16 protein-coding genes and 2 tRNA genes are annotated in these 18,295 nt (G+C 70.6%); 15 read left to right on the top strand and 3 right to left on the bottom strand.

The features are described from left to right. Window positions 1–225: 225 nt before the first annotated feature. The 7 genes from GA0115254_RS41285 (at window position 226) to GA0115254_RS41255 (ending at window position 6,661) form a co-directional block, all read left to right on the top strand. The gene (locus GA0115254_RS41285; RefSeq protein ID WP_256103079.1) at window positions 226–1,206 is read left to right on the top strand and encodes a phosphatase PAP2 family protein; all 981 of its coding nucleotides are present in this window, start codon (window positions 226–228) and stop codon (window positions 1,204–1,206) included. Further along, window positions 1,091–2,278 carry a hypothetical protein gene (locus GA0115254_RS41280; RefSeq protein ID WP_176740506.1) on the top strand — a complete coding sequence of 396 codons (1,188 nt, stop codon included), beginning with the start codon at window positions 1,091–1,093 and terminating at the stop codon, window positions 2,276–2,278. Before GA0115254_RS41285 ends, GA0115254_RS41280 begins: the two co-directional genes overlap by 116 nt. Continuing rightward, window positions 2,269–3,882 (top strand): hypothetical protein, encoded by a 1,614-nt coding sequence (locus GA0115254_RS41275; RefSeq protein WP_093900375.1) that lies wholly within the window; start codon window positions 2,269–2,271, stop codon window positions 3,880–3,882. Before GA0115254_RS41280 ends, GA0115254_RS41275 begins: the two co-directional genes overlap by 10 nt. Beyond that, complete coding sequence (locus tag GA0115254_RS41270; protein WP_093900374.1) at window positions 3,879–5,213, top strand: AAA domain-containing protein; 1,335 nt, start codon at window positions 3,879–3,881, stop codon at window positions 5,211–5,213. Before GA0115254_RS41275 ends, GA0115254_RS41270 begins: the two co-directional genes overlap by 4 nt. Window positions 5,214–5,327: 114 nt before the next feature. Then, window positions 5,328–5,669, top strand: coding sequence for a hypothetical protein (locus tag GA0115254_RS41265; protein WP_093900373.1), 342 nt, complete (start codon window positions 5,328–5,330; stop codon window positions 5,667–5,669). Between the two features lie 220 nt (window positions 5,670–5,889). Then, window positions 5,890–6,597: a hypothetical protein gene (locus tag GA0115254_RS41260; RefSeq protein WP_093900372.1), complete on the top strand. Its 708-nt coding sequence runs from the start codon at window positions 5,890–5,892 to the stop codon at window positions 6,595–6,597. Then, window positions 6,588–6,661: transfer RNA gene (locus GA0115254_RS41255), tRNA-Lys, on the top strand. The genes GA0115254_RS41260 and GA0115254_RS41255 overlap by 10 nt, the downstream gene beginning before the upstream one ends. A gap of 56 nt (window positions 6,662–6,717) precedes the next feature. On the opposite strand, the gene GA0115254_RS41250 is transcribed toward GA0115254_RS41255, so the two are convergent. Then, entirely contained in the window at window positions 6,718–7,932 is a 1,215-nt protein-coding gene (locus tag GA0115254_RS41250) for a M6 family metalloprotease domain-containing protein (protein ID WP_093900371.1), read from the bottom strand. A gap of 409 nt (window positions 7,933–8,341) precedes the next feature. Here GA0115254_RS41250 and GA0115254_RS41245 point away from each other — a divergent pair, with 409 nt between their 5' ends. Further along, window positions 8,342–10,213: a putative bifunctional diguanylate cyclase/phosphodiesterase gene (locus GA0115254_RS41245; protein ID WP_093900370.1), complete on the top strand. Its 1,872-nt coding sequence runs from the start codon at window positions 8,342–8,344 to the stop codon at window positions 10,211–10,213. Window positions 10,214–10,229: 16 nt separating this feature from the next. Here the strand turns inward: GA0115254_RS41245 and GA0115254_RS41240 are convergent, their stop codons facing one another. Both GA0115254_RS41240 and GA0115254_RS41235 read right to left on the bottom strand, forming a co-directional pair. Continuing rightward, the gene (locus GA0115254_RS41240) at window positions 10,230–11,327 is read right to left on the bottom strand and encodes an LLM class flavin-dependent oxidoreductase (RefSeq protein WP_093900369.1); all 1,098 of its coding nucleotides are present in this window, start codon (window positions 11,325–11,327) and stop codon (window positions 10,230–10,232) included. 124 nt (window positions 11,328–11,451) lie between these two features. Further along, a complete protein-coding gene (locus GA0115254_RS41235) occupies window positions 11,452–12,267 on the bottom strand; it encodes a maleate cis-trans isomerase family protein (protein WP_093900368.1) in 816 nt (271 codons plus the stop codon). A gap of 208 nt (window positions 12,268–12,475) precedes the next feature. Between GA0115254_RS41235 and GA0115254_RS41230 the strand changes: the two genes are divergently transcribed. The 7 genes from GA0115254_RS41230 (at window position 12,476) to GA0115254_RS41200 (ending at window position 18,184) form a co-directional block, all read left to right on the top strand. Continuing rightward, a complete protein-coding gene (locus GA0115254_RS41230; RefSeq protein WP_093900367.1) occupies window positions 12,476–13,435 on the top strand; it encodes a D-2-hydroxyacid dehydrogenase in 960 nt (319 codons plus the stop codon). Between the two features lie 256 nt (window positions 13,436–13,691). Next, window positions 13,692–14,594, top strand: a complete 903-nt coding sequence (ehuB, locus tag GA0115254_RS41225) for an ectoine/hydroxyectoine ABC transporter substrate-binding protein EhuB (protein ID WP_093900366.1) — start codon at window positions 13,692–13,694, stop codon at window positions 14,592–14,594. Window positions 14,595–14,613: 19 nt separating this feature from the next. Continuing rightward, on the top strand, window positions 14,614–15,354 hold the full coding sequence (gene ehuC, locus GA0115254_RS41220) for an ectoine/hydroxyectoine ABC transporter permease subunit EhuC (RefSeq protein ID WP_093900365.1): 741 nt from the start codon (window positions 14,614–14,616) through the stop codon (window positions 15,352–15,354). Next, window positions 15,351–15,992, top strand: a complete 642-nt coding sequence (gene ehuD, locus GA0115254_RS41215; protein ID WP_093900364.1) for an ectoine/hydroxyectoine ABC transporter permease subunit EhuD — start codon at window positions 15,351–15,353, stop codon at window positions 15,990–15,992. The genes ehuC and ehuD overlap by 4 nt, the downstream gene beginning before the upstream one ends. Then, window positions 15,982–16,833, top strand: a complete 852-nt coding sequence (gene ehuA / locus GA0115254_RS41210; RefSeq protein ID WP_093900363.1) for an ectoine/hydroxyectoine ABC transporter ATP-binding protein EhuA — start codon at window positions 15,982–15,984, stop codon at window positions 16,831–16,833. Before ehuD ends, ehuA begins: the two co-directional genes overlap by 11 nt. 167 nt (window positions 16,834–17,000) lie before the next feature. Beyond that, on the top strand, window positions 17,001–17,759 hold the full coding sequence (locus GA0115254_RS41205; protein WP_093900362.1) for an IclR family transcriptional regulator: 759 nt from the start codon (window positions 17,001–17,003) through the stop codon (window positions 17,757–17,759). Window positions 17,760–18,110: 351 nt separating this feature from the next. Next, window positions 18,111–18,184 (top strand) — tRNA-Lys (locus tag GA0115254_RS41200). Window positions 18,185–18,295 lie beyond the last annotated feature (111 nt).

The raw sequence follows: 18,295 nt of genomic DNA, 5'->3' as shown, positions 1-18,295 counted from the left end.
TCTGAGGCCGGAGATCGAGACAGAACGGATCGTCCGGTTTTCCCATCATCGCGCACGCCTTCGGGAGGCAACCTCCGGGGCCGAACCGGCGTCACTCCCTGCGCGGAGAAATCCGTGCACACACGGGGCACCCGACAAGGACCCCCGGGGGAATCGCGACCGACCTGCACCGTACGGTTGAACGCCCGCCGTCGGTCGCATGAACACATGATGGAGAGCTTCCGGATGCAGCATGCCAGCACCGCGTACGTGCCGCGCCCGCGGCCCCGTTGGTGGACCGAGCTGCCGTTGCTGGCCCTGGTGTACGCAGCCTACTCGGCGGGCCGTCTGGTGGCGCGCGGCGACGTGTCCACGGCCGTCGACCACGGTCTGCGCATCCTGCACCTGGAGAAGGCGCTCCACATCAACTTCGAGCACCCGCTCAACCGGCTGCTGACCGCCCACCCCTCCATAGGCATACCCGCCGACTTCATATATGCGACCCTGCACTATCTGGTCACCCCGGTCGTGCTGGTCTGGCTCTTCCGCCGCCGCCAGGCCGTGTACCGCAGGGCCCGCACCTGGCTGATGACCTCCACGCTGCTCGGCCTGATCGGCTTCGCGCTGATGCCGACCTGCCCGCCGCGGCTGCTTCACGCCACTCACGGCTTCGTCGACACGATGGCGCAGTACAGCTCGTACGGCTGGTGGGGCAGCGAGGCGAGTGCTCCGCGTGGCATGGGCGGAATGACGAACCAGTACGCGGCGATGCCGAGCCTGCACGTCGGCTGGGCGCTCTGGTGCGGAATCCTGCTGTGGCGTCACGGCCGGCACCCGCTCGTACGGGCCGCGGGCATCGCGTACCCCCTGGTCACCACGTTCGTGGTGATGGGCACGGCCAACCATTACTTCCTCGACGCGGTCGCGGGCGCTGCCGTGATGGGCGTCGGAGCCCTGCTGGCCGGACCGGTGATGCGTATTGCCGACCGGGTCACAACCCGCTTCCCACGGTTCGCCCGGACCACGAAGTCCCCGATTGTCAGTGCCGGATGCAAGACTTCGGCGGGTGAGCGAATCCCTGGCCAGCGGACCACCTCCGCAGATTCCACCGATGCCGCAGCATCGGCCGACGCAGATGCCTCGGCCGGTCGCGCACCCCGGGCCGACGCCGCTGCCCCCGCAGGCGCGGGAGCAGCGGGGGACGACACTCCGGCAGCGGCTCGCTGAGCTGCGGGGCCCGGCTGTCGCACCGCGTCCGCTGGATGCCCGCGCGCTGGCCGCCCTCGCCGCCAACCCCGGCTGCCGGCGCCGCGCGCTGCTGGACGGCGCCGGGGTGGACAAGGCCGCGCTGGCCACGGCGCTCGGTTCACCGGCCCCCTTCGGTCAGTCGCAGTTCGCTTTCGTCCGGGGCAACGCCTTCGAGGCCAAGGTCAAGGCCGACGGCGGTACGGAGCTGATGCGGCTGCTCCACGAACGCCTCGGCGGCGGCGCCGAGGCGCCGCGCGAGGTCCTGGTGCCCGATCTGACCGCGGCCGGTCCCGAGGGCCGCGCGGCGCGTACGGCGCTGGCCCTGCGGGAGGCGACCGAGGCGGGCGGCTGGGCGCTGCTGGACCACCCGATGCTGGCCCTGGAGGTGGCGGGCTCCCCCACCTACCTGGAGCCGGACGCGGTCGCGGTGCACCCCGACGGCACCTGGACGGTCGTCGAGATCAAGTCCTTCCCCATGATCGACGGTTCTGCCGACGCGGCGAAGGTCGGTGCGGCGGCCCGTCAGTCCGCCGTCTACGTACTTGCGCTGGAGCGGATCGCGGAACTGACCGAGGGCGCGGAGGTCGGCCACCGGGTGCTGCTGGTCTGCCCGAAGGACTTCTCCAACCTGCCCACCGCCTCGGTCGTCGACGTACGCAAGCAGCGTGCGGTCACCCGGCGCCAGTTGGCCAGGCTGACCCGGATCGAGGACATCGCGGCGGCCCTGCCCGAGGGCACCACCTTCGATCCGGGGTGCTCCCCGCAGCAGCTCGACGCCGCGGTCGAGGCCGTCGGTGCGGCGTATGCCCCGGAGTGCCTGGCCGCTTGCGAACTGGCCTTCCATTGCCGGGCGAAGGCCCGCGCGGCCGGTGCCGTGGAGGCGCTGGGGCGGAGCGTGCGGGGTGAGCTCGGCGGGCTGACGACGGTGGGTGCGGTGCTGGCCGCCGCCGCGGGCAAGGAGGGCGACCCGGCGGATCCGACGGTCGTGGCCCTGCGGCGTGCGGCGGCGCTGCGTGCCGAGGCGCTGGAGGGCAGTGCGGCATGTCGCTGATCAGTACCCTGGCCCGGCTGGAGGCGGTGGAGAGCGGCCGGGCGCAGCCGATGACGACGGTCCTGCACCGCCATCTCACCGACCGTCCGCTCGTCCTGGTGCCGCTGATCACCGCCGGTGAGGCGGGAGCCCCGCTGGGCGCGCTCGTCGGGACCGACCGGGAGGCGCCGCGGCTGCTGGCGGTTTCGCAGCCGCGCGACCGGGATCTGCGGTTCGCGTTCCTCGCCGAGCTGGCCGAGGCGGTGCTGCCGCACATCGAGGCGTACGAGGATGTCGTCGAGCCCGCCGAGCGCAATGAGACCGATCCGGAGACCGGGAAGAAGGTCAAGGTCGAGGTCGAGCTGTGCGCGGACGCACCGCAGTTGATCGTGCCGAGCCGGGCGGGCATCGATTTCGTACGGCTGCTCGGCCGCTCCATGCGGTTCAGGCGTACGGCTGAGGACGATCCCGACACCCCGTACCCCGCCCCTGCCCGTGTCCCGTTGCTGGGCCGCTGGCTGACGCACTACGGGGAGCGGGCCAGGGTGCCGGGCTCCTCGCTGCTGCTGGCCACGACCGATCTGCTGAACCGGCACTGGGCGACCGGGCAGAGCAGCCTGGAGGACCAGCATCTGGGTGCGCTGCTGGCCTGGATCGCCGCCCCGGCGGGCGGGTCCGGAGCGCGGGCCGCGCTCCGTGCGGAGCTGGAGCGGGACGGCGAAGGACAGTTGCTGTGCCCGCCGGCCGGTCCGGCCACGGACCCCGCGTTCGACAACCGGCTGCTGGCGCCCGCCATCGAGAAGTACGACCGGGCGCGCACCTCCCTCGCAGCGGCCGAGGACGGTCTGGCGGCCGATGCCCGGCTCGCCGAACTGACCGCCGCCGAGCGGGACATCAGGGCGTTGCTGGCCGGGGTGATGCGGCCGACCTGGGACGCGGTGTGGCGGGGGCTCGATCTGCTGAAGGAACTGCCCGAGGGGTCTCGTGCCGAGGACCGCTGGACGAGGGACCGCTGGTCGTTCACCGGTCACCGGGGCCGGGTGCGGTCCGGTGAGCCGCCGCAGCCGCGCCGGGACGACGCGGTGACGGCCGCGCAGAAGCTGGCCTCGCGGGAGACGGCGCAGGCCCAGCTGGAGGCGCAGGAGGCGCTGGACGATCCGCTGGTGCTGGCCGGGCGGCGGCTGGCCGGTGAGGCGTTCGTCGGCGACGTGACGGAGGTGGTGATGGCGTACAGCGAGTCGAAGCGCCCGTCCCCGCGCCCGCTGGTCACGGTCCGCACGGACGAGCACCCGCATCTCGGGGAGCGCACCAAGGTGTACCGCTCGCTGGACGGCAAGCCGCAGACCGCCGAGTTCGTGGAGTACGTCACGGAGCCGGAGGACGGGAACGCGCCCCTGCTGGTGCTGCGGATCACCGACCGGATGGGCCGGAGCAAGGAGCCGGCCCCGGGTTCGGTGCCCGAGCCGGGCGACCGGATCGCCTGGACGCTGTTCGAGCACGATCAGCGCGGCGGCCCGAAGCTGCCGGACCCCGAGGAGACGCCCTGGACGCACGGCGGCCCGCCGGGCGCCACTGCCGGGCAGGCCGAGAGCCCCGATCCCGTGACCGCGGAGGACCTGCTGTGACGGCCGTATTCGACCCGGGCGCCCAGGCCGCGCGAGCGACCGACGCGATCCTCGCCGACACCCTGAGCGGTACGTCACGCGGCATCGTGGTGGACTCCCCGCCGGGCGCGGGCAAGTCGACGCTCGTGGTGCGTGCCGCACTCGAACTCGCGGCGGCCGGGCACCCGTTGATGGTGGTCGCGCAGACCAATGCCCAGGTCGACGACCTGGTGGTGCGGCTGGCCGAGAAGGACCCGGGGCTACCGGTCGGGCGGTTGCACAGCAATGACTCCGACCCGTACGACAAGGTGCTGGACGGCCTGGCCCATGTACGGAAGTCGGCCAGGGCGTCGGATCTCGCCGGACTCGATGTCGTCATCTCGACGGCCGCCAAGTGGGCGCATGTGAAGAACGTCGAGCCGTGGGGGCATGCGATCGTCGACGAGGCGTACCAGATGCGTTCGGATGCGCTGCTGGCCGTCGCGGGCCTCTTCGAACGGGCGCTGTTCGTCGGCGATCCGGGCCAGTTGGACCCGTTCTCGATCGTCGGCGCGGACCAGTGGGCGGGGCTGTCGTACGACCCGTCCGCGAGCGCGGTCTCCACGTTGCTCGCGCACAATCCCCAACTGCCGCAGCACCGGCTGCCGGTGTCGTGGCGGCTGCCCGCCTCCGCCGCGCCGCTCGTCTCGGACGCGTTCTACCCGTACACCCCGTTCCGCAGCGGTACGGACCACGGGGACCGGCGGCTGTCGTTCGGCGTCGCGTCCGACGGCTCGGCGCCGGACCGGGTGCTGGACGAGGCCGCGGAATCCGGCTGGGGCCTGCTCGAACTCCCGGCCCGGCACACGCCGCGCACCGATCCGGAGGCGGTACGGGCGGTGGCCCTGGTCGTCCGCCGGCTCCTCGACCGGGGTGGCGCGGCGACGAGCGAGCGCTCCCCGGATCCGGTCCCGGTGACGGCGGACCGGGTCGCGGTCGGCACCGCCCACCGCGACCAGGCGGCGGCGGTACGGGCGGCGCTCGCGGAGCTGGGTGTGTCAGGTGTGGCGGTGGACACGGCGAACCGGCTCCAGGGCCGCGAGTTCGATGTGACGGTGGTCCTGCACCCGCTGTCCGGCCGCCCGGACGCCACGGCGTTCCATCTGGAGACGGGCCGGCTGTGCGTCCTGGCCTCGCGCCACCGGCATGCGTGCATCGTGGTGTGCCGGGCGGGCGTCGCGGAACTGCTGGACGAGCACCCGTCGACGGAGCCGGTGCAGCTGGGGGTCACGGTGAAGTTCCCGGACGGCTGGGAGGCGAACCACGCGGTGCTGGCGCATCTGGGCGAGCACCGGGTGCGGTGGGAGGCGTGACGGCGCCCGGTCCCGGCGGGTCGCAGCCCCGCTTCCGGGGAGCCGCGGAGCCCTCTTGCGCGACGTTGGACAATGGAGGGTGGCCGTCGGGCCCACCGAAGGAGGAAACACCACATGCCACAACCCGAGCGGAACGAGCGGCAGCGGCTGCGCCCCGCACCCCTGCTCTTCGAGCCGTCGGCGGCAGTCGCCGATCCTGAACACTTCTTCGACCTGGAGTCGATGGACGATCCGCAGGAGATATTGTCCCGCGCCACCGAGTTGACCCTGGCGTTCCGCGCCGCGGCCGACCGTGCGGTCGAGTTCCAGGCGATCGCCGCCGCCCAGCTCGCCGATCCGCGCCGGTTCGACCGGCTGACGACCGCGGACATCGCGCAGCGCGCGGAGTGGACCGAGGACTATGCCAAGAAGATGATCGAGTTCGGCCGGAGCCTGCTGGGCGGCTCCACGCCCTGACCGCCGTAAAGGCCCCGGCACGACCACCACACCGGGCCTGCCACCGGCCCCGGCCCGCCGTCGCACCGGACCATCCGGACCACCCGTCCACGCCAGGTCCTTACACCGGGTACAACCAGTGGCATATGCCCGAGCGCAAGATACTCCCCCTCGCCCCCACCTGTCCCGCTTTCCGGCAACTCTCGGAATCCCCTTGATCACTCCCGGTAGACATGGGCGCATGACCGCATGGCTGCCAGACGAAACGACCCTGTATCACGGCGACGGCCCCCACCGCGGCGCCGACATCTTCGCCCTCCTGCGGGACCGGGCCGCGAACCAGACGGCTCAGGTCACCGCGGCCGGCGCCGCCTGGCTCGCCGGTGCCGCGGCCTATCCGCGCAGCACGCTGGCCCAATGGGAGGCCCACCCCTCATCCCCCGGGGTACTGCCGTGCGGTTCGGCCTTCGACGTGGTGAATGTGCCCACCCTCTTCGGGCGCAGGATGCTGGAACACCTGTGGGCGGACGGCCCGGGCTCCGGACCCGTCGCCACCCACCGCGGACGGATGCTGCTCTTCGCCTCCCCCGGCACCGCCCAGCGGCTGCCGTCGCTGCTCGACTGGGAGGAGTGGGGCGGCGGCCACGAACCGCGGACCGGCAGGGACGCGCAGGGGCGGGGCGGCGTCGACGGCAGGGTCCCGCCGCTGCTCTGCCACGGCATCGGGGACGCGGTGACCGTACCGCCCCTGACCTGCACATCCTCCACCCCCGGGCCCCGCTGGCTGGTAGCCCCCGACACCCGCAGCCCCTGGCTGCCGGGGCCGGACGTACTGCTCTGGGCCTGTGTACGGGTGACCAGGTCGACGCCCTCGTCGGCGGCCAGGAATTCGATTTTTCCTCCCGCCGATCAGGATGCTAATGTCTACGACGTCAGCAGGCGCCGCTAGCTCAGTTGGTTAGAGCAGCTGACTCTTAATCAGCGGGTCCGGGGTTCGAGTCCCTGGCGGCGCACAGACGGAAGAAGCCCTCTCGCGAACGCGAGGGGGCTTCTTCGTGTTCGCGGGAGCCTACGTTCCCGTGGTGATCCGGACCGTCCAGGCACCCGACCGTGTCCGGCCGGCGACCTCGACCCTGGCGTGCACGCCGGGGATGCTGTACGTCTCACCGACCCCCAGCGGGGCATCCGCGAGCGGCGCGTAGACGGACAGGTCCCAGCAGGCGTCGGTGCGGGGGTGGGTGTCGATGACCTCGACCGGGCCCCCGCCGGACGGGGTTTCGTTGCGCACCCGGTAGAGCAGGACGCCTTCGGTGCAGGTCGTCCGGTCGTTGCCGGTGGCACTGCGGGCCTCGATGGCCACGGCACTGCCCTCACCGGTCCTGATCACCGCGAGCCGGGTGCCGATGGAGGCCCCGGGCGCGGGCACGGCGGCGATCGACTCCAGGGTGACGTCCCGGCTGCCCTGGACGCACACCACCTGCCTGCGGTCCAGCCAGCCCAGCTTCCACTTGTGCCAGCCGAAGAAGTCCGGCGAGAGCCCGAACTGACTGCCCATCACATCCCAGTCGCCGACATAGGTGTCCCAGTCGCCCTTGCCGTCGGACGGCCGGTGGTAGAGGTCCGGCAGGTCGAAGACATGCCCGGTCTCGTGGGCCAGCACATTGTGGTCCGGCGGGTGCCGTTCGAAGACGGTGACGACGCGCCGGATGTCCGTGCCGTCGGCGTGCAGCGGCTGGTCGAAGTTGACGACCTTGGTGGCGTCGGAGTCGACGCCCGGGGCGTCCGGGTCGGCGACCAGGTAGACGATGCCGAACCGGGAGAAGTCGACCTTCGGGTCCGCCACGGCGATGGCGTCGCGCAGATAGGCGCTGCGCCGCTCGTCGTTCCAGTCCCGCCGTATGCCGTACCAGTCGGACGCCTTGGGCATCTGGATCCACTGCTGCAGCGGGTGCGGGCGCAGGGTGAACTTCCCGTACGAGGCGCGCTGGAAGAACTGGGTGGTGGCGGGGAAGTAGTCGGCGGTGAGTTCCTTGGGGGTGATGGTGGGGTGGTGGTCCGGGAAGGAGAGAAAGACCATGACCGCGTCGAGGGAATGGTCGGGGCGGGGGTAGGCGTCGTTCCATTCCCCGACGCCGAGCGAGTGGTGCGCCTCGGTCAGGGGCAGCGCGCACGGACCCGCTTCGCCGGCGGCCGCCACGGCGGGCCCGGCGACGAGGGAGGTGGCAGCGAGCGCCAGCAGGGAGGTCGCGGCCGCGACCACACCTCGCAGGTTCGGCCTCCGCACTCCTCCGGGTCCGTGCTGACGCGGCACATCAACCTCCGGGTGCGAGATGCAGTCACCCACCCACCCTGTGATGATTCGAGGCTTTCGTCCTGTTGAGCTGCCCCAGTCGAGTCAACAGTGGGCCGAGGCATTCACCCTCACGGACAGTCACAATCAATCACCAGGACATCGCAAGAGAACAGAACCGCTCAGAAAAGATCAGTCGCGGGCAAACCGGATCGGCGCGCGACTGGCCCAAGTGGGGCGTACGCGGGGCGCGGAGGGGTCGGGCGCTGGAACGGCCGACGCACCAACCTCTATGCTTCACCAGGCTTTCCCGCGTGGTTTCCGCCTCCAACAACGGCGCCCCGCGCGGCGGGCCAGTCCGGCCACACCTGTTCAGGACAGAACTGCACGGCGGGAGCGAACGGTGAGCGGAACCTCCGAAGGGCCGAGGCCTGCGGTGGGCACACCCCCTCATTCCGCAGGACCGTCGGTCGCGGAGCGTCACCCTCCGTGGTCCCCTGCCGGAGCCGCAGGGTCCGAGCCGCACGGTTACCGGGCCGCCTTCCGGGCCGCCACGCTCCCGATGGCCGTCATCGACCACGAGGGCCTGGTCGTCGCCGCCAACGACGCCCTCGGCGGCCTCCTCGGCTTCCCCGCCGCGGCACTGACCACACAGTCCGCCGCCGATCTGCTCGACCTCGTGGCGGACGGCCGCACCTGGCACGCGTACCGCGAGGTGCTGCACCGTCGGCGCTCACGGTTCCGCTGCACCCGCAGTCTCAAACACCGCGACGGGCGCTCGATGTGGGCCGAGATCACCGTCGTACCGATGCCAGAACCGGAGGCCGGCAGGGCCGACGGCCCCGGGCCCGGCCGGGTGCTGCTCTCCGTCGCGGACATCAGCGACCGGCGTGAGCTGCAGAAGCGGCTGCGTCACCTCCAGATGCACGACCCGGTGACCCGGCTGCCCAACCGGACGTTGTTCTTCGAACGGCTCTCGGCCGCCCTGGAGACCCCGCCGTACCAGGACGACAGTGTCCCCGGACGCGGCCGTATCGGGCTCTGCTATCTCGATCTCGACGGCTTCAAGGCCGTCAACGACACGATGGGCCATCGGATCGGCGACCGGCTGCTCGCCGCCGTCGCCGCACGGCTCACCGACTGTGCGGCCCAGGACGGCCCGCACCGCCCCGGTTCACATCTCGTGGCGCGCCTGGGCGGCGACGAGTTCGCGATCCTGGTCGAGGACTCCGCCGGTACGCAGCAGCTCACCGACCTGGCCCGCACGGTCCTCGCCGCGCTGCAGAAGCCCTTCGACCTGGGCGGGCAGCGGCTCTCCGTCTCGGCCTCGATCGGAGTGGTGGAACGGGCCGTGGCCGGCACCTCGGCGACCGGTCTGATGCAGGCCGCCGACACCACGCTGTACTGGGCGAAGGCGGACGGCAAGGCCCGCTGGACGCTCTTCGACCCGGAACGCAACGCCCACCGGATGACCCGGCAGACGCTCTCCTCCCATCTGCGGCCGGCCGTCGAACGCGGTGAGTTCACCATCGAGTACCAGCCGCTGGTCGGCATGGCCGACGGAGTCGTACGCGGGGTGGAGGCGCTGGTCCGCTGGAACCACCCGCAGTTCGGCATGCTCTCGCCGAATCGGTTCGTGGCGATCGCGGAGGAGGACGGCTCGATCGTCCAGCTCGGCCGGTGGGTGCTGCAGTCCGCCTGCCGCCAGGCCCGGCGCTGGCAGCTGGACCACCCGGCCGAACCGCCGTTGTTCATCAGCGTCAATGTCGCCGTACGGCAGGTCTGGGACTCCGACCTGGTCACCGATGTCGCGGAGATCCTCGCCGAGACCGGCCTCGATCCCGCACTGCTGCAGCTGGAGCTGACCGAGTCCGCCGTGATGGGCTCGGCGGGCCGCCCGCTCCAGGCCCTCCAGTCGCTCAGCGACATGGGCGTACGGATCGCCATCGACGACTTCGGGACCGGCTACTCGAACCTTGCCTATCTGAGCCGGCTGCCGGTCTCCGTACTGAAGCTGGACGGCTCGTTCGTACGCGGCTTCCGCCACGACGACGGCGACCGCCCGAGCCCCGCCGACGAGACGATCGTCGAGGCGATGGTGGAGCTGGCGCACCGCCTGGGCCTGACCGTCACCGCGGAGTGCGTGGAGACGGCAGGCCAGGCGGAACGGCTGCGCAGGATCGGCTGCGACACCGGGCAGGGCTGGTTGTACTCACGCGCGGTGGCCCCGGAGCGGATCGCCGAGCTGATCGGCAGCGGAAGGCTGAAGGTCTGAACCCCGGCGGACGATGTCAGTCCGCGGGCAGCCCGTACGCGTCCGCGATCAGTTCGTAGCTGCGCAGCCGGGCCTCGCCGCCATGGGCGTTGGCGGTGATCATCAGTTCGTCGGCGCCGGTGCGCTTGGCCAGGTCGTCGAGGCCCGTACGGACCTCGTCCGCCGTGCCGTGGACGATGTTGACCAGCCAGCTGTCGACGAACTCCCGCTCCATGGGGCTGAAGGCGTACGCCTCCGCCTCCTCGGGTGTCGGGACCAGGCCGGGGCGCCCGGTGCGCAGGCGGACCATGGACAGGGCCCCGGAGAGCACCTGACGGCGGGCCTCGCGCTCGTCGTCGGCGGCCAGCGCCGAGACCCCGATCAGGGCGTACGGGGCGTCGAGCACCGCGGACGGCCGGAACGACTCCCGGTACAGGTCGAGGGCCGGCACCGTGTTCTGGGCCGAGAAGTGGTGGGCGAAGGCGAACGGCAGGCCGAGTACGCCGGCCAGCCGGGCGCTGAAGCCGGAGGAGCCGAGCAGCCAGATCGGCGGGCGGGCAGGGGACTGGATCCCGCCCTGGGCGGTGGCCTGGACCGGCCCGGGGACCGCGTGGATACGGGCGTAGGGGTGGCCGTCGGGGAAGTCGTCGTCCAGGAACCGGGTCAGCTCGGCGAGCTGCTGCGGGAAGTCTTCGGCGCCTTCGCCCAGCCGGTCCGTGCGGCGCAGGGCGGCTGCGGTCGCGCCGTCGGTGCCGGGGGCCCGCCCGAGACCGAGGTCGATGCGGCCGGGGGCCATGGCCTCCAGGGTGCCGAACTGTTCGGCGATGACGAGCGGTGCGTGGTTGGGCAGCATCACGCCGCCGGAGCCGAGCCTGATGCGCTCGGTGTGTGCGGCGAGGTGGGCCAGGATCACGGCGGGTGAGGAGGAGGCGACGCCGGGCATGGAGTGGTGTTCGGCGACCCAGTAGCGATGGAATCCGCGGCACTCGGCGAGCTGCGCGATGTCCACGCTCGTACGCAGCGCCTGGGTGGCGGTGCGGCCCTGGCCCACGGTCACCAGGTCCAGCACGGAGAGCGGAACGGTGGCCGTCCCCTCCGTCTTGCCACGGATCTCGTCGCCTCGAATCTCGTCCACGTCCTGGCCTCTCCGGTGTTGCGCCTACGTCCGGCTCATACGTCCGGAAGAGCAGAACAGGAGGTGGTCTCCGTTTATTCCCCCGGCTCGCCGTCCATCCTTGGTTCATCGACCGTCCCAGGGCTCACCAGCCGGGGTGGGCCTGCTTTCCGGGCCACCCTTTCTTCCCGCTGTGCGCGCGCTCCCGGCCCGCGCCCCATCCGGCCACCGGGGCCGGGGGCGCCTCGCGCTCGGCGAAGATCTTGCCGAGCTTCGGGGACCAGGACCGGCGGTCCGCCAGCCGCAGCCCCTCCCGGACCGTCACCTGGTTCCCGGTGAGGACCGGCTTGCCGAGGAGTTTCTCCAGCTCCGCCACGTGCGAGACGGTGTGCAGGGCCGTGTCGGGCAGCAGCATCGCGTCGGCGTCCGGGCGGTCCGCGGCCGTGACGAGTTCCTTCACCTGGTCCAGGTCCCAGGCGGCAGCCTCGGCGGCCGAGGAGACGGAGGCGGCGTGAGCGGCGGCCACCTCGATGCCCGCGGACCGGAGAAAGGCGGTGAACAGTGCGGTGATGTGCTCGGGGTAGGTCGCGGCGACGGCGACGCGGTCGGCGCCCAGCTCCCGTACCGCATGGACGAAGCCGAAGGAGGTGCTGGAGGCGGGCACACCGGCCGCCCGGGCCAGGGCGGCGGTCTGTTCATGGGCGCCCTCCCAGCCGTACAGGAAACTGCCGCCGCTGCTCGCCCACACGACGGACTCGACACCGGCGCGCTGCAGCTCCGCCACCCCGGCGGCCAGGCATTCGGGCGTGCCGGTCCGTACCAGCGCGTCGACCCCGTAGGAGTCCTCGTCGACTTCGGTGTGGTTCACGACCAGTCTGACGGCGTCGAGCAGGATCTCCATCCGCGGGAAGTCGTCCTCCGCGCAGTGGTGGCCCGGGTAGAGAAAACCGAGGGTCGTCATGTCCACCCTTCCTGTTCCTGCGGTTCCTGGACGGGTGCTCGGGGGCCGGGCAGGGCCTGGAAGCCCTGCCCGTGACCGTTTCCACCCGTCCCTCCCCAGTATTCCCCCATCCGTCGCCACCCCCACTGCGACCTGTTGACGAAGCCGGGCGGGGGTGCGAGCGTGGTCGAACCGCACCTCATCAGACGCAGCGGAGCGACTGTCTCTCATGTCAGAGCCCACCCTGCTCGTCCTGGACACCGACCCGTCGCCGCGTCTCGGCCGGCTGACCGGCCGGGCCGCCGTCCGCTATACGGACGAGGCCGGACTCGCCGCACAGCTCCCGGAGGCCGATGTACTGCTGGTGTGGGACTTCACCTCCGACGCGGTGCGGGCCGCCTGGCCCGGTGACGGACCGCGCCCGGCATGGGTGCATACGGCGAGCGCGGGCGTGGACCGGCTGCTCTGCCCGGAGCTCGCGGCCTCCGACACGGTGGTGACCAATGCGCGGGGCATCTTCGAGCGGCCGATCGCCGAGTATGTGACGGGCCTGGTGCTGGCGTTCGCCAAGGATCTCCCCGGCACTCTGGAGCTCCAGCACCGACGGCTGTGGCGCCACAGGGAGAGCGCCCAGGTCGCGGGCAGCCGTGCGGTGGTCGTCGGCGCGGGCCCGATCGGGCGGGAGATCACCCGGCTGCTGATCGCCCTCGGGGTCCAGGTGGCGCTCGTGGGGCGCCGGGCACGGCGCACCATTCACGGCGTGGCAGAGCTGGACCGGCTGGCCTCCCTGGCCGACTGGGTGATCTGCGCGGCGCCGCTGACGGAGTCGACCCGCGGCATGTTCGACGCGCGGTTCTTCGGGCTGATGCAGCCGTCGGCCCGATTCATCAACGTGGGGCGCGGCCCGATGGTCGTCGAGGATGATCTGGTCGCCGCACTGCGCAAGCGCTGGATCGCGGGCGCGGCGCTCGACGTGTTCGAGCAGGAGCCGCTGGGGCCGCAGAGCCCGCTCTGGGACGTACCGGATCTGATCGTGTCGCCGCACATGAGCGGTGACACAGCGGGCTGGCGGGACCGGCTGGGCGAGCAGTTCGTGGAGCTGTACGAACTCTGGTCGGCCGGGGAGCCGTTGCCGAACGTGGTGGACAAACAGCGCGGGTACGTCCCCGTCCGGGACCGGAGCGAGTGACCTCGACGGGCCCGGCCTGCCGGTCGGTTCACCTCCCCCTCGTCGATGCCTCTGCATGACGGTGCGTCATGAACGGTTCCAGGCAAGGACATACGCGCTGCGCACCGGGCGTCGCACTCCGCCCGCAACAGGACACGGGAAGGTCGCACTCCGGTCACCGTTCGATCACAGGAGGGCTCTTCCTGCATAGACGTACGGGATCGGGCAGGCGCACCTCCTGTCCGGACTGTTCGACCGCTCCAGGAGATTGCGAACCATGGCTGACTTCCCGAACCTGTCCCGCCGGGGCTTTCTCAATCGATCGGCGGCCGTGGGTGGCCTGCTCGTCGTTCCCGGTCTGCTCTCCGCGTGCAGCAAGACAGACGCCGGTTCCGCGGACGGCGCGGGGGCGCTCGACAAGCTCCGCAAGCAGGGCTTCGTCCGGGTCGCGTACGCCAATGAGGCCCCGTACGGCTATCTGGAGGGCAAGCAGCTCAAGGGCGAGGCGCCCACCCTGCACCGGGAGATCTTCAAGGCGCTCGGCGTCGACGAACTGAAGCCCACGCTCTCCGAGTGGGACGGCCTGATCCCCGGGCTGCAGGCGGGCAAGTACGACGTGGTCAGCGCCGGCATGGCGATCACTCCGGAGCGCTGCGCCAATGCCGTCTTCTCCGAGCCGGAGTTCATCTCGCCGACCGCGCTGATGGTGAAGAAGGGCAATCCGAAGAAGGTCACGGACCTGGCATCGGCGAAGGCCGCCGGAATCACCGTCGGCGTGATGTCGGGTGCCGTCGAGGGCTCGTACGCCGAGGGTGCCGGTATCTCCAAGGACAGGATCAAGTCGCTGCAGAAGCCGCAGGACGGCGCCGACGCGGTCAAGGGCGGCCGGATCGACGCGTTCCTGCTCACCGGCATCTCACTGCGCTGGCTCGCGAGGACGAACCCCGACACCGAGGTCACCGAGGCCTTCCTGCCGGAGCTCGACGGCAAGAAGCAGTACAGCCCCGGCGGCGCCGTCTTCCGCAAGGGCAACGAGGATCTGCGGGACGCCTTCAACCGCGAGCTGAAGAAGATCGTCTCGGACGGTTCGCGCTATGCGGGCCTGCTCCGGGAGTACGGATTCGGGGCCGCCGAGCTCCCGCCGGCCACCCTGAAGACGGCCGATCTGTGCAAGGGCTGACGGGGACGGAACGCACCGCATGAGTGATTTCTTCTCCGCCTTCTTCGATGATCTGCCGCAGTTGCGCTCGGGGCTGTGGGTGACCCTCCGGGCCACCGTCCTGGGCGCGCTGCTCGCCCTGCTCCTGTCGTTCGTCCTCGGTCTGATGTCGGTCAGCCGGCTGCTGGTGCTACGCGGTGTCTCGCGCGTGGTCGTGGAGTTCTTCCGCGGCACCTCGCTCTACATCCAGCTGTTCTGGCTCTACTACGCGATGCCGCCGCTGACGGGGTACGAACTGACGCCGCTGCTCTGCGGCGTCGTCGCCTTCGGCCTCAACTACGGGGCGTACGGCTCCGAGGTGGTGCGGGGGGCGGTCAACTCCGTGCCGCGCGCCCAGTACGAGGCGGCCGTCGCGCTGAACCTGACGCCGCTGCGCCGGATGCGGAAGGTGATCCTTCCGCAGGCCTGGGTGCAGATGATCCCGTCGTTCACCAATCTGCTGATCCAGCTGCTGAAGTGCACCCCGCTGCTGTGGCTGATCTCCGCGGCCGACCTGATGACCGTGATCCAGCAGCTCCGCGACCGTACCGGTGAGACGCTCACCGCGTACATGACCCTGCTGGTCGCCTACTTCGTCCTGGCCTACGCGCTGACCCTGCTGATGAATCTGCTGGAGCGGAGCGCCAAACGGCGACTCGGTCTGCAGACCGGTGCGGGCTCGCTGCTGCGCAGCCGCAGCGCCGCGGAAGCCGTCGCGTCGACGGCCGGAGGTGCCCGGTGAACGGCTTCGACTGGAACGCCGCCCGGGACGTCCTTCCCCTGGTACTCGAAGGTTTCGAGGTCACACTGCTCGCGACCGTGCTCGGCACGCTCGTCGCCGCGGTCCTCGGACTCGCCATCGCGGTCGCCGGACGGGCCCCGAGCCGGTTCGTGACGGTGCCGGTGCGGGCCGTGACGGAGTTCATCCGCTCCACCCCGCTGCTCGTCCAACTTGTCGGCGCCGCCGCCCTGTTCACCTCTGTTGAGCCGCTGACGATCGGCATCGTGGTGCTGGGCATCCACTACGCCGCGTACACCTCCGAGGTGTACCGCGCCGGGATCGACGGTGTGCCGAGGGGCCAGTGGGAGGCCTGCCGGGCGCTCTCGCTCTCCCCGCGGCGGACCTGGCAGGCCGTGATCCTGCCGCAGGCGGTGCGCAATGTGCTGCCCGCCCTCGGCAACTACGCGATCTCGATGTTCAAGGAGACCCCGTTCCTCGCTGTGATCACGGTGCAGGAAATGGTCTTCGAGGCCCGTAAGTACGGCGCCGATCACTTCGCCTACACCGAGGCGTTCACGCTCGCCGGACTGGTCTTCCTGGTCGCGAGCTGTCCCACCTCGCTGCTGATGAGAAAGCTGGAGAAGCGCCTTGGCCACTGAACCTCTCCCCCTGCAGAAGACGGCGCCCGCGGCCGCCGTGGACATCACCCCGGCCCACACCACGTCGCAGACCGGCCGTCCGCTGGTCCGCTTCGACAACGTCGTGAAGCGGTACGGCGACCATGTCGTCCTGGACGGGCTGGACTTCTCGGTACGGCGCGGCGAGAACGTCACCCTGATCGGGCCGAGCGGCTCGGGCAAGACCACCATCCTGCGGCTGCTGATGACGCTGGAGAAGGTCAGCGACGGAGTGATCTGGGTGGACGGCGACCCGCTGTCCCACACCAAGGCGCCCGACGGCTCGCTGAGGCCGGCGACGGAGAAGCATCTGCGCGAGGCCCGGAAGAAGATCGGCATGGTCTTCCAGCAGTTCAACCTCTTCCCCCATATGAAGGTGCTTCAGAACATCACCGAGGCCCCGGTCAGTGTGCTGGGCCTGGACCGCGACGAGGCGGAGGCCCGTGCCCGTGAGCTGCTCGACCTGGTGGGACTCGCCGGGAAGATCGACGCACACCCCTCCCAGCTCTCCGGCGGCCAGCAGCAACGGGTGGCGATCGCCCGCGCGCTGGCGATGCAGCCGGAGATCCTGCTGCTGGACGAGGTGACGTCCGCACTCGACCCGGAGCTGGTGGCGGGTGTGCTTGAGCTGCTGAGCGACATCGCCAGGAACACCGACATCACCATGCTCTGCGTGACCCACGAGATGAACTTCGCCCGGGACGTCTCGGAGACGGTACTGATGTTCGATGCCGGACGTGTGGTCGAGTCGGGATCACCGGAAAAAATCTTCACGGATCCCGCACACGAACGCACACGCGAGTTCCTCACCGCAGTGCTGTGACCTCGCCACTTCCTCGTACGCCAATGACCCTGGCATATGCCAGACGGGCGCGTCCCAGCTTACGGCGTCGGGGCGCCCCATCAAGTCGCCAACAGCCGCCCCGGAAAGGGCTCTTGGCGGCTATCGTGAAGACAGAGCCTGCGGTCACAACCTGGTGGGGGGAAACCGTGACGTTGAAGCCCGAACCGACCGCACCGTTCCATTCGGTGCAGTACGCCCTTCGTGTTCTCGAAACGGTCTCCCGGTACGGCAACGGCGTGCCGGACACCGAGATCTCCCGGGAGACGGGACTGCCCATGGGGCATCTCACCTCCTTGCTGCTGATGCTGCGCCGCGAGGGATACGTCGAGCAGGTCACCGACGGCGCGTATGTCATCGGCGCCTCGCTGCTGCTCCTCGGTTCCGGTACGGCCCGCAGACAGGCGCTGGAGACCAAGCTCCAGCAGATGCTCACGCAGCTGCGCGATTCGGTCGGTGCGGCGGTCTACATCAGCCGGTACGTCGACGGCGAGATCCGCGTCACGCAGTACGCCGACGGCCCCCGCACCCCTGCGGTCAACGAGTGGGTGGACTTCCGTTCCTCCGCGCACGCCTCGGCCGTCGGCAAGTGCCTGCTGGCCCAGCTCGACCAGAACGGCCGCCGCGACCACCTCTCGCGCCACAAGACGGCCCGGCTCACCTCACGGACGATCACCAGCGAGAAGGTGCTCTTCTCCAAGCTGGACAGCCAGCCGGCGACGGTCCCGGTGCTCGACCTCCAGGAGTACGCGGTCGGCACGGTGTGCGCGGCGGTACCGCTGACGGCCGGGTCGTCGGCGGGTTGCCTTGCACTGTCCCTGCCGGTCGAGGACGCGCATCGCCTGCGCGCAGCGGCAGCCACGCTGAACCGGCGGGCGGCACCCGTGCTCCTGTCGCTGGCGCTCTAGGTGCTGTGACCGGAAAGGTTTGCCGGAAAGCTCGCGGTGTCCGGTGCGGTGCATCGCAAGGCGGAGCATTGCCCGCGTACTGGATGTACTCGGGTGATGCGACAACGCGGCGAGGTGCCGTGCCGGGCGTCGCGAGCCGGTGAACCTTTCCGGTCGCAGCACCAGGGGGCCGAGGGTTCGGCGAGGCCCACCGGGGTACCCCGGGGCGGCTTCGTCCTCAATCGCCAAACGGGCTCGATTTTGCTCCTCGGGCCTGATTTTGCGGGACGGGAATCGATTTGACCCGATACATTCCGTTTGCCCGAGTGTCATCAGCACCCTCGGGAGCAGGTATTATTTTCTAGTCAGCAGGCGCCGCTAGCTCAGTTGGTTAGAGCAGCTGACTCTTAATCAGCGGGTCCGGGGTTCGAGTCCCTGGCGGCGCACAGACAACGCACTGGGCGGTTCACGTACACACGTGAACCGCCCAGTGCGTTTTTTGCTGCCCCTCTAGATGTACGAACGTTTTACACACTCGTACTAGACAAGTGTTTTAA

This window comes from Streptomyces sp. Ncost-T10-10d, assembly GCF_900091955.1.
In the GTDB taxonomy this organism is placed as follows: domain Bacteria; phylum Actinomycetota; class Actinomycetes; order Streptomycetales; family Streptomycetaceae; genus Streptomyces.
This window is presented reverse-complemented; position numbering and strand designations above follow the sequence as displayed.